This is a genomic window from Actinomadura rubteroloni (assembly GCF_002911665.1).
GTDB classification, from domain to species: Bacteria; Actinomycetota; Actinomycetes; order Streptosporangiales; family Streptosporangiaceae; genus Spirillospora; species Spirillospora rubteroloni.
In genome coordinates this window covers 621,253-635,846 of sequence record NZ_MTBP01000003.1, presented here as the reverse complement: position 1 = coordinate 635,846, position 14,594 = coordinate 621,253, and the positions used below count along the sequence as shown (strand labels likewise).

12 protein-coding genes are annotated in these 14,594 nt (G+C 75.5%); 4 read left to right on the top strand and 8 right to left on the bottom strand.

What is annotated here, in order from left to right:
- Positions 1 to 5: 5 nt before the first annotated feature.
- The 4 genes from BTM25_RS24120 to BTM25_RS24105 are packed head-to-tail and all read right to left on the bottom strand — an operon-like array spanning position 6 to position 5,003.
- Positions 6 to 1,574 carry a dipeptide ABC transporter ATP-binding protein gene (locus BTM25_RS24120; protein ID WP_103565245.1) on the bottom strand — a complete coding sequence of 523 codons (1,569 nt, stop codon included), beginning with the start codon at positions 1,572 to 1,574 and terminating at the stop codon, positions 6 to 8.
- Positions 1,571 to 2,416, bottom strand: a complete 846-nt coding sequence (locus tag BTM25_RS24115; RefSeq protein ID WP_103565244.1) for an ABC transporter permease — start codon at positions 2,414 to 2,416, stop codon at positions 1,571 to 1,573. Before BTM25_RS24115 ends, BTM25_RS24120 begins: the two co-directional genes overlap by 4 nt.
- Entirely contained in the window at positions 2,413 to 3,366 is a 954-nt protein-coding gene (locus BTM25_RS24110; RefSeq protein ID WP_235828591.1) for an ABC transporter permease, read from the bottom strand. Before BTM25_RS24110 ends, BTM25_RS24115 begins: the two co-directional genes overlap by 4 nt.
- On the bottom strand, positions 3,348 to 5,003 hold the full coding sequence (locus BTM25_RS24105) for an ABC transporter substrate-binding protein (protein WP_103565243.1): 1,656 nt from the start codon (positions 5,001 to 5,003) through the stop codon (positions 3,348 to 3,350). The genes BTM25_RS24110 and BTM25_RS24105 overlap by 19 nt, the downstream gene beginning before the upstream one ends.
- A 187-nt stretch (positions 5,004 to 5,190) precedes the next feature.
- Between BTM25_RS24105 and BTM25_RS24100 the strand changes: the two genes are divergently transcribed.
- A complete protein-coding gene (locus tag BTM25_RS24100; RefSeq protein ID WP_103565242.1) occupies positions 5,191 to 7,944 on the top strand; it encodes a helix-turn-helix transcriptional regulator in 2,754 nt (917 codons plus the stop codon).
- Here the strand turns inward: BTM25_RS24100 and BTM25_RS24095 are convergent.
- From BTM25_RS24095 to BTM25_RS24085, 3 genes are all read right to left on the bottom strand, one after another.
- A complete protein-coding gene (locus BTM25_RS24095) occupies positions 7,934 to 8,908 on the bottom strand; it encodes a hypothetical protein (RefSeq protein WP_103565241.1) in 975 nt (324 codons plus the stop codon). The two genes, BTM25_RS24100 and BTM25_RS24095, sit on opposite strands and share 11 nt — an antisense overlap.
- 178 nt (positions 8,909 to 9,086) lie before the next feature.
- Positions 9,087 to 9,647 carry a TIGR04222 domain-containing membrane protein gene (locus BTM25_RS24090; RefSeq protein ID WP_103565240.1) on the bottom strand — a complete coding sequence of 187 codons (561 nt, stop codon included), beginning with the start codon at positions 9,645 to 9,647 and terminating at the stop codon, positions 9,087 to 9,089.
- 35 nt (positions 9,648 to 9,682) lie between these two features.
- The gene (locus BTM25_RS24085) at positions 9,683 to 10,504 is read right to left on the bottom strand and encodes an SGNH/GDSL hydrolase family protein (RefSeq protein ID WP_103565239.1); all 822 of its coding nucleotides are present in this window, start codon (positions 10,502 to 10,504) and stop codon (positions 9,683 to 9,685) included.
- A gap of 217 nt (positions 10,505 to 10,721) precedes the next feature.
- Between BTM25_RS24085 and BTM25_RS24080 the strand changes: the two genes are divergently transcribed.
- From BTM25_RS24080 to BTM25_RS24070, 3 genes are read left to right on the top strand one after another with little or no spacing between them, the layout of a single operon-like run.
- Entirely contained in the window at positions 10,722 to 11,069 is a 348-nt protein-coding gene (locus tag BTM25_RS24080) for a GH32 C-terminal domain-containing protein (protein WP_146059142.1), read from the top strand.
- A complete protein-coding gene (locus tag BTM25_RS24075) occupies positions 11,066 to 11,296 on the top strand; it encodes a GH32 C-terminal domain-containing protein (protein ID WP_103565237.1) in 231 nt (76 codons plus the stop codon). Before BTM25_RS24080 ends, BTM25_RS24075 begins: the two co-directional genes overlap by 4 nt.
- A complete protein-coding gene (locus BTM25_RS24070) occupies positions 11,281 to 12,195 on the top strand; it encodes a carbohydrate kinase family protein (protein WP_103565236.1) in 915 nt (304 codons plus the stop codon). Before BTM25_RS24075 ends, BTM25_RS24070 begins: the two co-directional genes overlap by 16 nt.
- Here BTM25_RS24070 and BTM25_RS24065 read toward each other — a convergent pair.
- Positions 12,182 to 14,422 carry an Orn/Lys/Arg family decarboxylase gene (locus tag BTM25_RS24065; RefSeq protein ID WP_103565235.1) on the bottom strand — a complete coding sequence of 747 codons (2,241 nt, stop codon included), beginning with the start codon at positions 14,420 to 14,422 and terminating at the stop codon, positions 12,182 to 12,184. The two genes, BTM25_RS24070 and BTM25_RS24065, sit on opposite strands and share 14 nt — an antisense overlap.
- Positions 14,423 to 14,594 lie beyond the last annotated feature (172 nt).

The window sequence follows — 14,594 nt, the reverse complement described above, 5'->3', positions numbered from 1 at the left end:
TCTCCTTAGTGCGCCGGTTCGGCGCTGGGCAGCGTCGGGACGGCGGCCAGCAGTTCCCGCGTGTAGTCCGCGCGGGGCTCGGTGAGGACGCGGCGGGCGGCGCCGGCCTCGACGACCCGGCCGTCCTTGAGGACGAGGACCCGGTCGCTGACCCGGCGGATCACGCCGAGGTGGTGGGAGATGAACAGGCAGGCGACGCCGAGGTCGTCCTGGAGCCCGGCGAGCAGGTCCAGGACCTGCGCCTGCACCGACACGTCGAGCGCGGAGACCGGCTCGTCGCACACGAGCACGCGCGGGCCGGGGGCGAGCGCGCGGGCGATGGCGACGCGCTGGCGCTGCCCGCCCGACAGCCGCAGCGGCCGGCGGTCCAGGACGGACGCGTCCAGCCCCACGCGTTCGAGCAGCTCGACGGCCCGGTCCCGGCGGGCGCGGCGGGGCGTCCCGCCGACCTCCAGCGCCTCGTCCAGGACGCGGCGGACGGTGAAGCGGGGGTCGAACGAGCCGAGCGGGTCCTGGTAGACGACCTGGACGTGCCGCCGCAGCTCCCGGCGCTCCTTGGCGGTGAGCCGGTGCCACGGACGGCCGTCCACGGCGGCCTCGCCCGCGTCGGGGTCGAGCAGGCCGAGGACGAGCCGGGCCGTCGTGGTCTTGCCCGACCCCGACTCGCCGACGATGCCGAGCGTCTCCCCCGCGCGCAGCTCGAACGACACGTCGTCCACGGCGCGGCGGCCCTTGAAGTCCTTGACCAGGCCGCGCGCCGCAATGACCACCTCGCCCGGCGGCCGGGCGGGCGCCGGTTTCGGGGAGTTCGGGACGGCGTCCAGGAGCGTCCGCGTGTAGGGGTGGCCGGGCGCGGTGAGGACGTCGCGGACGGGGCCCTCCTCGACGACGCGCCCGTCCTTCAGCACGAGCACCCGGTCGGCCAGCTCGGCGACGACGGCGAGGTCGTGGCTGATGAGCAGCAGCGCCGTCCCGGCCGCGCGGCGCTCGGCGAGCAGCCGCAGGATCTGCGCCTGCACGGTGACGTCGAGCGCGGTGGTCGGCTCGTCGGCGATGAGCAGCGCGGGGTCGCAGGCCAGCGCGGACGCGATGAGCGCCCGCTGCCGCAGCCCGCCCGACAGCTCGTGCGGGCGCTGGCGGGCGCGGCGCTCGGGCTCGGGGACGCCCGCCGCGCGCAGCAGCTCCACGACGCGGGCCGTCCGCTCCGCGCGCGACAGGCTGCGGTGCAGGGTCAGCGCCTCGGCGATCTCGTGGCCGACCGGGCGCAGCGGGTCCAGCGAGACCAGCGCGTCCTGCAGGACGTACCCGATCTCGGTGCCGCGCACCGCGCGCCAGCGCCGCTCGGTGAACCCGGTGGCGTCGGCGCCGCCGATGCGCAGCGTGTCCGCGCGGACGTCGGCGCCGTCGCCGGTGAGGCCGAGCAGCGTGCGGGCCGTGACGCTCTTGCCCGACCCCGACTCGCCGACGAGCGCGACGCACTCGCCCGGCCGGATCGTGAACGACACGTCCCGGACGGCCGCGACGTCGCCGAACGTCACCCGCAGCCCGGCGACCTCGACCAGTGCGCCGCTCACGCCGACCTCCCCTCGCTCCGGAGCTGGAGCCGCCGTCCGGCGACCGTGACGGACAGGACGGTCAGCGTGATCGCGAGGCCCGGGAAGACGGCCGTCCACCACGCGACCGAGAAGTAGTCCCGGCCCGCCGAGAGCATCGCGCCCCACTCCGGCGCGGGCGGGCGCGGCCCGAGGCCGAGGAAGCTCAGCGACGACGCGGCGACGATCGCGAGCCCGACCTCCATCGTGGCCAGCACGAACAGCGGCGCGAACGCGTTCGGCAGCAGGTGCCGCGCGACGACGCGCGCCCGCGTCAGCCCGAGGGACGTCGCCGCCTCCACGAACCCCGACCGCCCGATGACCATCGCCTGGACGCGCACGAGCCGCGCGTAGCTCGGCGCGGTGTAGAGCGCGATCGCGTAGATCGAGTTGAGCGTGCCAGGACCGGTGATCGTCAGGACGAGCAGCGCGAGCAGCAGCGTCGGCAGCGACAGGACGACGTCCATGAACCGCATGACGATCTCGTCGGCGGCCCGGCCGCCGAGCGCGGCGAGCAGCCCGAGCAGCGACCCGGCCGCGACGCCGAGCCCGGTCGCGCCGAGCCCGGCCAGCAGCGACGGCCGCGCGCCGTAGACGACGCGGGTGAGGACGTCGCGGCCGTTGGCGTCGGTCCCGAACGGGTGCGCGGCGCTCGGGCCGGTGAGCGCGTCGAGCGCGTTGGCGTCGCCCGGCCCGCCGTGGACGAGCAGGCCAGGCGCGACGGCGGCGAGCGCGACGAGCGCGAGGAACAGCGCGGCGCCCCACACGCCCGGCCGGAACCGCCGGCCGGTCCGCGCGGGCGCGGCGACGGCGAGGGCCGTCATCGCGCGGCCCCCCGCAGGCGCGGGTCGATGACGAGGTAGAGCACGTCGAGCGTGCTGCTGACCACGACGTAGACCAGGGCGGTGAACAGCACGACGCCCATCACGATCGGCAGGTCCTTGCCCCCGACGGCCGTGAGCAGGAGCTGCCCGAGGCCGGGCCGGGAGAAGATCTGCTCGACCGGGACGAGCGCGCCGAGCATCAGCCCGAACAGCCAGCCCGCGAACGTGACGGCCGGGAGCGCCGCGTGCCGGAGGGCGTGCCGCGTCCGGACGCCCGCGTCCGACATCCCCCGGGCGCGGGCGGTCAGCACGAACGGCTCCTCCAGGACGCGTTCCAGCCCCTCCCGCGTGACCTGGGTGAGCAGCGCCGTCACCGGGATCGCGACCGCGACGGCCGGCAGGACGAGCCCGCCGAAGCCGGTGGCGCCCGCCGCCGGGAACCAGCCGAGCCGGAACGAGAAGACCGTCAGCAGCAGGATCGCCGCCCAGAACGTCGGGATCGAGACGCCGACCAGCTCGATCCCCGACGACAGCGCGCGGATCCAGCGGCGCCGCCGCGCGGTGAACAGCGCGAGCGGCGTCGAGACGATCAGCGCCAGGCCGATCGAGACCAGCGTGAGCTGGAGGGACGGCGCGAGCTGCGAGCCGAGCGCCGACGCCACCGACTCGTGGAGCTGGTAGGAGCGGCCGAGGTCGCCGTGCAGGATCCGGCCGAGGTAGGCGAGGTACTGCCGCCACAGCGGCCGGTCCAGCCCGTAGTCGGCGATGATCTGCGCGCGGACCTGCGGTGTCACGGTGTTGGATCCGATCAGCGCGTCCACGACGCTGCCGGGCGTGAGGTGCAGCGCGACGAACGCGGCCGTCACCGCGCCCCACAGCACCAGCAGCGAGGTCCCGAGCCGGACGAGCACCGTCCGGACGATCCGGCGGCTCACTTCCCCGTCACCCACGCGTCGTAGAACGTCGGGTAGGCCTGCGGCTCCCAGGCGATGCCGTGGGCGCGCTTGTTCGCGCCGAGCAGGTAGTCGAAGACGTAGACGGGGAAGACCGCGCCGTCCGCCAGGACCTTCTGCTGGACCTTCGCATAGAGCGCGGACCGCTGCGCGAGGTCGGTGGTGGCGAGGGCGGCGTTCAGCCAGCCGTCCACCTGCGGGTCCTTGTAGCGGGCCGAGTTCTGGCCGAAGCTGCGCGGCGTCGAGATGCTCGCGGACGCGAACAGGTTGCGCAGGGCGTCGCCGTCGGCGCGCTGCCAGCTGAAGTCGGCGAGGTCGTAGTCGCCCCGCACCTGGCGGGCGATCAGCTCGGTGAACGTCCCGTCCTCGAACCGGACGTCGATGCCGAGCTTCTTCGCCTCGGCCTGGACCTGGACGGCGAGGACGTCCCGCTGCTCGCGCGCGAACGCCTTGGCGAAGGACCACCGGACGACGAGCCGCCTGCCATCTTTGGTGCGGTAGCCCTGCGCGTCGCGGCCCGTCCAGCCCGCTTCGTCCAGGAGCCGCGCGGCCTGCGCCGGGTCGTAGGCGCCGAGGTTCCCCGTCGCGGGGTCGTAGCCGACGGTGTTCGGGGCGATCGGGCTCGACGCCGGTGAGAACGTTCCGAAATAGAGCTTCCGCACGATCGTGCGGAAGTCGATGCCCGCGCGGAACGCCTGCCGGACGCGGAGGTCGGCGAAGACCCCGGACGCGGTGTTCGGGTAGTAGTTGTAGTTCCCGCCGGGGGCCTCGCGCGACAGGATCGTCAGCCTGGGATTGGCCTTGACCTGCCTGACGTTGGCGGGCGGGACGCTGGCGATGCCGTCCACCTGGCCGCTGGTGAGCGCGCCGAGCCGCACCGAGTCCTCGGTCAGCGTCTTGATCTGGAGCTTGTCCAGGTACGCCGGGCCGGTGTGCGCGGCGCCCTCGGGTCCCCAGTTGTAGTCCGGGTTGCGGTGGTAGGTGATGCCCTGGTGCGGGGTGAACGCGTCGATGACGAACGGCCCGGTGCCGACGACGTGCCGCGCCAGGTAGTCGGGGCCTTTCTTCAGCGACGCGGGCGACTCGATCCCGAAGTAGGCGGTGGCGAGCGCGGCGAGGAACGGCGAGTGCGGACGGGAGAAGTCCACCCGCACCGTGTGGTCGTCCAGGACGGTCGTGCCGGTGTAGGGCGTGATGAACCCGGCGGCGAGCTGCGACTTCGTCCGCGGGTCGACGATGTGGTCGAGGTTCGTCTTCACGGCGGCGGCGTCGAACGGCGTGCCGTCGCTGAACTTCACGCCCGTGCGCAGGGTGAACGTGTAGCTCTTCTGGTCGGCGGAGATCTTCCACGCGGTCGCGAGCCAGGGATGGACGCCGCCCTTGGCGTCCAGCGCGACGAGCGAGTCCAGCGCGGGCCGGGTGAACAGGCCGGTGACGTCCTGCGGGCTGGCGTGCGGGTCGAGGTTGACCGGCTCGGTGTTGACGGCGTAGACGAGCGTCCCGCCGCGCACCGGGGTGCCCGAGCCGGTGCCGCCCGCCGCGTCGGTGCCGCCGCAGCCCGCCAGCGCGAGGGCGGCGGCGAGGACGGCGGCGGCGGCGAGAGCCGGGCCTGCCGGACGGCGTGCGCGAAGCATGGGCGTGACCTCTCGATCAGAGTATTACCTACTTAAATAGTAGGAAAAATCGGAAAGATCGTCAACGTTTGCGCTCCCGAGGCCCGCCGGCCGCTGTGGCGCAACTCTCAGATCCGTCGCGAACCGGTCGATCTCCGCCCTCGGTAGCCTGTCCGCGTCCCGCCCGCCGCCGGCACCGGAGGCCCGCATGAGCCTCCCCCGCCCGCCGGACGGCGACCCCGCGCTCGTCGGCCGGACGGCGGACCTGGACCTCCTGCGCTCGTTCCTGTCGGCGTCCGCCGCCGAGGGCCGCGCGCTGGTCCTGTCGGGCGAGGCCGGGGTCGGCAAGACGGCGCTGCTGGACCGGGCCGCCGCGCTGGCGGACGCGGCGGGCGTCACCGTCCTGCGCGCGTCCGGCGTCGAGTTCGAGACCGACCTCGGGTTCGCGGGCATGAACCAGCTCCTGCTGCCGCTCGCCGACCGGCGCGGCGGGCTGCCCGCCGCGCAGCGGGACGCGCTGAACGTCGCCCTCGGCCTGGACGCCGGGCCCCCGCCCGACCGCCTGCTCGTCTTCACCGCCGCGCTGCGCCTCCTGCGGGACGCCGGACCGCTGCTCGTCGTCGTGGACGACGTGCAGTGGCTGGACCGTCCGAGCGCCGCCGCCCTGGGCTTCGTCGCGCGACGGCTCGCCGGCGCCCGCGTCGGGGTGCTGGCCGCCGCGCGGACGGAGGCCGGCGGCTTCTTCGACGCGAGCGGCCTGCCCCGGCACGAGGTGGCGCCGCTGGACGAGCCGTCCGCGGCCGGCCTGCTGCGGGCGCGGTTCCCCCGGCTCTCCCCCGGCGCGCGGCGCCGCGTCCTCGGCGCCGCGCACGGCAACCCCCTGGCGCTGCTGGAGCTGCCCGCCGCGCTGGACGACCGGCCGGGCGCGCCGCCGGCCGTCCTGCCGCTGACCGGACGGCTCCAGGCGGTCTTCGCGGCGCGGCTCGCCGGTCTCGGCCCCGAGACGCGGGCGCTGCTGCTGCTGGCCGCGCTCGACGGCGGCGGGGACCCCGGCCTGCTCCAGCAAGCGGCGGGCGCCGCCGACCTCGCCGCCCTCGCACCGGCCGAGCGCGCCCGGCTCGTCCGGGTCGACGGCGACGCGCGCCTGCGGTTCCGCCACCCGCTGATCGGGTCGGCGGTGGTCGCGGCGGCGACGCTGGCGGAGCGGCGCACGGCGCACGGGCGGCTCGCCGCCGCGCTGGCCGGCGATCCCGAGCGCGGCGCGTGGCACGCCGCCGAGGCCGCGGCGGGGCCGGACGAGCGCATCGCCGGACGGCTGGAGCGGGCCGCGCTCCCCGCGCTGCGCCGGGGCGACGCGGGTGGCGCGGTCGCCGCGCTGGTCCGCGCGGCCGAGCTGAGCCCGGGCGTCCGCGACCGCGCCCGCCGCCTCACCCGCGCCGCCTACGTCGGCGCGAACCTCGGCGGCCGGCTGCGCGAGGCCGCCGGGCTGCTGTCGGACGCCCGCCGGGCCGATCCCGAGGTCGCCGCGTCCCTGCGCGCGACGGTCGCGGCGGCGTTCCTCCTCCTGAACGGGGACGGCGAGATCCAGCTCGCCCACCGCCTGCTCACGGGCGCGATCGAGACCTCCGCCCACGACCGCGCGGACCTGTTCGAGGCGCTGCACATGCTGCTGCTCGTCTGCGTCTACGGCGGCCGGCCCGAGCTGTGGCCCGCCTTCGAGGACGCCCTGAAGGCCGCCCCGCGCCCGCTTCCGCCCGCGCTGGAGCTGTGCGGGACGCTGTTCGCCGATCCCGTCAACGCGACGCCCGCGTCCCTGCGGCGGCTCGACGCGGCGATCGCCGACCTGCGGGACCAGACCGACCCCGAGGACATCATCCGCGTCGGCCTCGCCGGAGTGTTCATCGACCGGGTCACCGCGTGCCGCGACGCCCTCGCCCGCGTCGTGGAGCTCGGACGGTCGGGGAACGCTCCCACGCCGTCCATCAACGCGCTCATCGCGCTCGCCCTGGAGGCGTTCCTCGCTGGGCGGTGGGAGCAGGCGCGGGCGCTCGCCGACGAGGCGCTCGGCGTCTGCGAGGAGCACGGCTACCACCTGCTCGCCTGGTCCGCCCGCTACCAGCTCGGGCTGCTGGCGGCCGTCCGGGGCGACGACGCGGCGGCGACCGCCCTGACCGAGCGGATCCTGGCGTGGACCGCGCCGCGCCGGATCCTGTCCGCCGAGGCCTACTGCGCGCACGTCCACACGCTGGCCGCCCTCGGCAGGGGCGACTTCCAGGACGCCTACCGGCACGCCGCCTCGGTCGCCCCGCCCGGCCGGCTGCCCGCGCACGCTCCGCAGGCTTTGTGGGTGTGCTTCGACCTGGTCGAGGCCGCCGTCCGGACGGGCCGGGACGCCGAGGCGCGGGCGCACGCCGCCGCCCTGGACGCCGCCGGGGTGGCGGCGCTGTCGCCCCGGTTGGTCCTGCTCGCCTCCGGCGCGTCCGCCATGACCGCGCCGGAGGACCGGTTCGGCGAGCTGTTCGAGCGGGTGCTCGCCGAACCGGGGGCCGAGCGGTGGCCGTTCGACCACGCCCGCGTCCGCCTGGCCTACGGCGAGCGGCTGCGCCGCACCACGACCGCAGGCCCCCGGCGGGCGCGCGACCAGCTCGCGCCCGCGCTCGACGTCTTCGAGCGGCTCGGCGCGCGGCCCTGGGCCGACCGCGCGCGCCGCGAGCTGGGCGCGACCTCCTTCTCCCGCGCGGACGGCGGGCTCACCGCGCGGGAGGAGGAGGTCGCGGCGCTGGCCGCCGCCGGGCTGACCAACCGCCAGATCGGGGAGAAGCTGTTCCTGAGCCCCCGGACGGTCGGCGCCCACCTCTACCGGATCTTCCCCAAGCTCGGCGTCGCGACCCGCGCCGCGCTGCGCGACGCCCTGGCCGACCGGCCCGCGCCCGCCCCGGGGTCGCGGGACGCTAGTTGGTGACCCGCCACTGGCTGTTGGCGGAGACGAGCTGGCGCGTCAGCGCCGGGGAGTCGCAGCCGCCGTCGTCGCCGGGCACCGCGGGCTGGGTGGAGTTGGCCGTGGACGCCGTGGTGAGCGGTGCCGCGCCGACACTCGTCGAGTAGGCGAGGGCCGAGCTCTCCCAGACCGCGCCCCGGGTGTCGTCGCAGAAGGCGCCCTGCCCGGTCGTGGCGTCGTAGTCGGTGTAGACCTCCCACATGTCCCAGCCGCCGCCCGTCGCGGGGAACGGAGTGCCGCCCGAACTGGTGTAGAACGTGTCCCACGACGAGGTTGTGAAGTTCCAGAGATAGGACGTCCAGGTATTGGACGCGGCGTTGGTCAGCAGAGTCTGGACCGCGTAGACGGGGTGGCCGGCGGACATGGCGGTGTACTTGGCGGTGAACGCGCTGTCCACGGTGACGCCGACGCTCCAGCCGGGGCTGGACCTGCACCAGTCCCACGCCGACACCGAGTCGCGCCCGGCGAGGTAGGTCGTCACCATCTCGATGCAGCTCTGGTTGGCGGGCAGCAGCGTCGGGGCGTAGATGTCGTCCGGGTGCCCGGCGGGCAGGACGATCGAGGGGTTGACGCTCTGGAGCGCCGCCGCGCCGTACACCTGGACGCTCGGGAACACGCCCCAGTCCATGTGCCATGAGCCGGTCCACGGCGTCTCCGTCGCGGCGACCGTCTTCGCCGTCCGCCGCTTCGCGTTTTTGAAGCGCGGCTTCTTCAGGTCGAGGAAGTGCCGGGCCGAGGAGGCGGGCATCTTCCCGGTCGTCAGCCCCGCCACCTTCTTGTGGCTGTAGGAGTTGCCGAAGGTGAACGCGCCGAGCGTGCGCGGCCGGGGCTTCGGAGCGGCGTGCGCGGTCGAGCCGAGGCCGGCGGCCAGCAGCGCCGCCGTCGCCGCCGCCGCGAGCGTCCGTCCGGTCTTCGTCAGGTGATGCACGTGGTCCCTCTCGGTCGCATGCCGGGCGGACCGCGCCGGACTGCGCACGCGACCCGCGGGACCGGCCGCGGCCGGTCCCGCCCTCATCGAAGCGCCCGGCGCAGGCGGCGGCATCGGTCGGATGACTGCCCCGTCCGGCCGCGCGTCACCTCAGTCGTCGGCCCGATGACGCAGCCGGTCAGTACGAGTCGCCACCCGCCGTCCCGCCGTAGTCGAGGGACCGGTCGGGCGCGCCGTACTGGCCGCGGTGCTCGGCGCCGCGCTCGCGCTCGGGCAGCAGCGAACTCGCCGGGGGCGGGTCGGGCGTGGTGAACGTGCGGCGGAGCCGGTCGTCCGCGACGGCGTCCGCGCCGAGGACGGCGACGCGGAGCCCGGCGGGCGGCGCGGCGGCGAGCGCCTTGCGCAGGCGGCGGCCCTTCGCGGTCAGCGCCGGCAGGCCCGGGAGGCGGTGGCGGGCGAGGAGGCCGTCCGCGCGCAGCGCGTCCCGCACGGCCGCGACGGCGGACGATCCGGCGACGTCGCGCACGGCCGCGCCGAGCACCCGGCCCGTTCCCGGGACGGCGTCCAGCACGGCGGCCTCCACCGGGTCGGCGGCCTCGCGGACGAGCACCGACACCCGGTGGCGGCCGGACGCGACCTGGATCCGTCCGGCGTCCGCCAGCGCGACCAGGGCGGCGACGGCGACGCGCTCGGGGCCGCCGCAGAGATAGGCCGCCTCATGGCGGCCGATGGCGTCCATGAAAGTTGGACGCCCGCCTCAGCCGGCCGGTTTCCTTAGGAAAAGACGTGCTCGAAGGTGTCGGCGATCCGCTGATAACCGGCCGGCGTCGCGTGGCCGTCGTTGTCGGTGCATTGATAGGTCCAGGTGCAGATGCGCGCGACGTTCAGCGGGATCGTGCCGTAAGGGGCGACGGTGGCCTTCGTGGTGAAGTCGTGCGTGGAGAAAGCGGCGTTGACGTCGGCGACCTTGTAGCCGTTCAGGAGATAGACGGCCTGTTCCCAGGTGTTGAAGACGTCCACGACCGGGACGGACGCGACGGCGACGGCCTGGCCCGCGCCGCCCGTCACCCAGGACGCCAGGCCCGGGTCGTAGTAGGTCATCGCCGCGTAGGCCGGGCCGTCGCCGCCCGCCGCGCGCAGCCGGGACGCGATCTGCGGCAGCTCGGCGACCAGCGCCGCCATGCCCGTGAGCCCGCACGCGATGTCGCCGTCCAGCATGCAGCCGGTGTTGTTCGCGCCGATGTTCAGCGTGACGTACCGGACGGCGCCCGCGTGCTTTTTCAGGAACGCCTCGGCGGCGCCCACCTGGGAGCCTTCGGGATAGGTGCAGATCCCGCCTTTGAGCATCGTCGTGGTGGTCTCGCCGCCGCAGCCGAGTTTCACCAGCTTCAGATCGGGGTGCTTTTTCCGGAGCGCTGCGTAGAGGTCGTCGGTATATCCCTCGTCGGTCGGCCCCTTGCCCGGCTGGGCGCCAACCGAAAGCGAATCGCCGACCGCGAGATAGTACTCCGGGGCCGCCGCCCGGGCAGGAGCGCCGCCGGCCGAGACGGCGAGCAGCGCGGCGAGGACGGACGCGGCGAGTCGGACCGGACGCATGCGCGCTCCACGGGGATTCGAAGGTCTCGGGGGCGAGCAATCTAACAGACAAATATGTCTGTTAAACAGCCCCCGACGCGTTCCCGAACGGCACCGAGCCCACATTCGCCAAGGACCCGGGCCTGCGGATCGCCGAGCCGCCCGACGAGGCGGTGATGTTCGAGGCCCGGGACGCCGTCCGCCCCGGCGCGCCGAGCACCTGGACCGACGAGGCCGGATGGGTGGGACTGCCCACGCTCCCCGCGAGGTGGCGACGAACGGGCACTGCGCCGTCGTCCAGCGGCCCGCGCGGGAGATCGGCGCGCTGCGCGGCGCGGCCGTGGTGACCGCGCGCGGCCGGGCGGCGGCGTGCGTCCCGCGCGACCTCGGCGCCGTCGGCCGGTGCCCGGACGTGACGGCGCGGCTGCACCGCTCGCCGGACGGACGGGCCGCGGCGGGCCTGCGGCTGCCGACGTCGTCCGACGGCGGCGAGCACCTGGACATCTCGCTCGATCCGGCGACGGGCGAGCTGGTCGCCGACCGTTCGCGGGCGTCCCGCGAACCGCGTGCGCGGGGCGGGCGGTGACGCGTTCCGCGCCCGGCGCGGCGGCCGACGTGCGGATCATCGTCGACCGCTCGATCGCCGAGATCTTCCTCGGCACCGGCGAGGCGCTCACGCTGCGGCTCTACCCCGTCGGGGACGGGCCGTGGCGGTTGCGGGCCCGCGCGGCGGGCGAAGGGTTCGCCGCGTTCGACGTCCGGGTGTGGCCGCTGCGCCCGGCGGGAACGGAGGACGCATGCGGACCGTCGTGATCGGCGAGTCGCTCGTGGACCTGGTGTGGCGCGCGGGCGCGGCGACGATCCGCCCGCTGCCCGGCGGGAGCCCGGCGAACGTGGCGATCGGGCTGCGCCGGCTCGGCCGTCCGGTCACGCTCGTCACCTGCTGGAGCGACGACCCGCCGGGCGCGCTGGTCGGGGAGCGGCTGGCCGCCGCCGGGATCGACGTGGAGCGCGTGCCGGGCGCGTCCGGGCGGACGACGGTCGCGCTCGCGTACGTGGACGACGCGACCGGCGCGGCGACCTACGAGTTCCTGGCCGTCTGGGACCCGGTGCGCGTCCCGGTCGCCGACGACGCCGTCCTGCTGCACACCGGTTCGCTCGCCGCCGTCGTGCGGCCGGGCGCCGCGCGGGTGCTCGCGGCGTGCCGGGAGGTGCGCGGACGGCCGGGACGCGCGGTGGCGGTGGACCTGAACGTCCGGCCCGCCGTGCTGCCCGACCGCGCGGCCTACCGGACGGCGGTGGAGCGGATCGCGCGCGTCGCCGACGTCGTCAAGGCCAGCGACGAGGACCTGGCCTGGCTGTGGCCGGGGCGAGGCCCGTCGGAGTCGGCCCGCGCGCTGCTCGCCCGGGGGCCGCGCCTGGTGGTCCTGACGCGCGGCGCGGCGGGCGCGACCGGCTTCCTGCCGGACGCCGAGGTGTCGGTCCCGGCGCCGCGCGTGCGGGTGGCCGACACGATCGGCGCGGGCGACGCGTTCCAGTCCGCGCTGCTGGACGGGCTGTGGACGGGCGACGCGGTGCGCGTCCCGGCGGCGCCGGACGAGCTGGAGCGGGTGCTGGCGCGGGCCGTCCGGGCGGGAGCGCTCGCCACGACCCGTCCCGGCGCCGACCCGCCGACCCGCGCCGAACTCGACGCCGGCCTCACCGGGCCATGACCTCGACCCGGTACCGCCCGTCGGGCGCGCGGTGGACGCCGTGCACGTCGGTCGCCAGCGACGGATGCGCGAGGTCGAACTCCTCCAGCGCCCGCAGGTAGGCGAGCAGGGCGCCGTCCGCCGGCCCCGCCGCCTCGCCCGGCATCAGCATCGGGATGCCGGGCGGCGTCACGACGACGGTCGCGGCGGCGATCCGGCCCGGCAGGCCGTCCAGCGGGACCCGCTCGGTGCGGGACCTGATCAGCGCCTGGTAGCAGTCGGACGGCGTCAGGACGGGCTCGGGCGGCGCCGTGAACACGCGGTCGAGCAGGGCGCCGAGGCCCGCGTCGCGCAGCGTCCCGTGGACCCGCGCGCAGAAGTCCCGCAGCGAGATCCCGGCCGGGCCGAGGCCGGGCAGCACGTCGTCCAGCGGGACGTCGTCGTCGTGGGCGCGCTTGAAGTCGATGAGCGCGTCGATCAGCGTGCCCCACTTGCCCCGGGTGATGCCCATCGAGAACAGCACCAGCAGCGTGTGGTCGCCGGTCTTCTCCACGACGATGCCGCGCCGCTCCAGGTAGGCCGCGACGATCCGCGCGGGGACGCCCCAGGCGAGGGTCCCGGCCGAGGCGTCCGCGCCGGGGCAGGTGATCGTGACCTTCACCGGGTCGAGCAGGCAGTAGCCGTTCGCCAGGCCGTCGAAGCCGTGCCAGTCCGCGCCTGGCTCCAGCGTCCAGCAGGACGGCTCGGCGGCCAGCAGCGCGGGGTCGGCGTCGGCGAACGGCGTCGTCCGGCCGGTGCGCGGGTCGGTGACGTGCGGCGGCTGCCAGACGCCGAAGAACCAGCCGGGCCGGTCCCCCGCGTCGCGGATGCGGGCGGCGATCCGCGCCATCGCCTGCCGGAACCGGACGGCCTCGGCGATCGCCTCGCCGGTGAGCGCGGGCCCGGACGGGCCGTCCATCATCGCGGCGGCCACGTCCAGCGAGGCGATCATCGGGTAGAGCGGCGAGGTGGACGCGTGCATCAGGTAGGTCTCGTTGAGCCGGTCGTAGTCCAGCGGGGCGCGGTCGCTGGAGCGGGCGTGCAGCATCGCCGCCTGCGACAGCGCGGCCAGCAGCTTGTGCGTCGACTGGGTCGCGAAGACGGTCGGGCGGCCCTCCCCCGGCAGCGTCCCCGCGTCGATCGCCATGCCGTAGCGGCGCGCGTAGAGCGGATGGAAGCGGGCGTAGGCGAACCACGCCTCGTCGAAGTGCACGCGCGGGACGCTCCCGGCCAGCAGCGCGCCGACCCGGACGGCGTCGTAGCACAGCCCGTCGTAGGTCGAGTTGGTGATCACCGCGTAGGTCGGGTCGCCCGCGGCGAGGGGATGGCCGGCCAGCCGCGCGCGGACCGCGTCCGCCGTCAGCGCCGCGGGCGGGACCGGCCCGGCGAGCCCGAGCCCGTTGCGCTCGGGGACGAGGTAGACCGGCCGCGCCCCGGTGATCGTCAGCGCGTGCTGGATCGACTTGTGGCAGTTGCGGTCGACCAGGACGGTGTCGTCGCGGGCGATGGCGTGGTGCGCGACGACGCGGTTGGCGGTCGAGTTGCCGTTGACGACGAAGAACGTCCGCTCGGCGCCGAAGATCCGGGCGGCGTTGGCCTCGGCGGCGCCGATCGGGCCGGTGTGGTCCAGTGGCGAGCCCAGCTCGGGGACGGAGATCGACAGGTCGGTGCGCAGCAGGTGCTCGCCGAAGAAGTCGAAGAACGCCCGGCCGACCGGCGATTTCAGGAACGCGACGCCGCCGGCGTGCGCGGGCGTGTGCCAGGAGTAGCGGTGGTGGTCCTCCAGGCGCAGGAGCGCTCCGAAGAACGGGGGTAAGAGCCGTTCGGCGTACTGCTCGGCCGCGTGGGCGACGCGGCCCGCGATGAAGGCGGGCGTGTCCTCCAGCGGATGGACGTAGCCCTGGATGATCTCGTACACCCAGAGCGGCAGCTCGGCGTCCCCGGCGCCGCTCAGGAAGACCGGCAGGCCGCGGAACCGGGCCGCGACGGCGTGCAGCACGTCCTCGGCGCCGGGCGCGTCCCACGCGGCGAGCACGGCCGCCAGCGTCGCGTCCGACCCGATGATCGCGCGCGCGTCGGACGCCCGGTGCGTCCAGCGGAGGCGGAAGCCGAGCGCGTCGAGTTCCGCGCGCAGGCCGCGCGTCTGCTCGGCGAGGACGGTGTCGGCGTCGGGGGGCTCGGTGACGGCGGCCAGGATCGTGCGGTGCATGGGGGGACTCCAGAGGCCCGGGGGGAGACCGATGGACGATCAGTACCCGCGGCCGTGATCGTTACACAGCGCGTCCAATTCATCACGAAATGTCGCCTCTGCCGGTGGCCACATGCGGACTCGACAGGCCGGTTGACTCCGGTCGGAACGCTGTCAGCATGGACGGCGTTGC

Bases quoted from the DNA above. Each gene is read 5' to 3' on its own strand.
- BTM25_RS24115 (WP_103565244.1), bottom strand. From the start codon at position 2,416: ATGACGGCCCTCGCCGTCGCCGCGCCCGCGCGGACCGGCCGGCGGTTC.
- BTM25_RS24105 (WP_103565243.1), bottom strand. From the start codon at position 5,003: ATGCTTCGCGCACGCCGTCCGGCAGGCCCGGCTCTCGCCGCCGCCGCC.
- BTM25_RS24100 (WP_103565242.1), top strand. From the start codon at position 5,191: ATGAGCCTCCCCCGCCCGCCGGACGGCGACCCCGCGCTCGTCGGCCGG.
- BTM25_RS24090 (WP_103565240.1), bottom strand. From the start codon at position 9,647: ATGGACGCCATCGGCCGCCATGAGGCGGCCTATCTCTGCGGCGGCCCC.
- BTM25_RS24085 (WP_103565239.1), bottom strand. From the start codon at position 10,504: ATGCGTCCGGTCCGACTCGCCGCGTCCGTCCTCGCCGCGCTGCTCGCC.
- BTM25_RS24080 (WP_146059142.1), top strand. From the start codon at position 10,722: ATGGGTGGGACTGCCCACGCTCCCCGCGAGGTGGCGACGAACGGGCAC.
- BTM25_RS24070 (WP_103565236.1), top strand. From the start codon at position 11,281: ATGCGGACCGTCGTGATCGGCGAGTCGCTCGTGGACCTGGTGTGGCGC.
- BTM25_RS24065 (WP_103565235.1), bottom strand. From the start codon at position 14,422: ATGCACCGCACGATCCTGGCCGCCGTCACCGAGCCCCCCGACGCCGAC.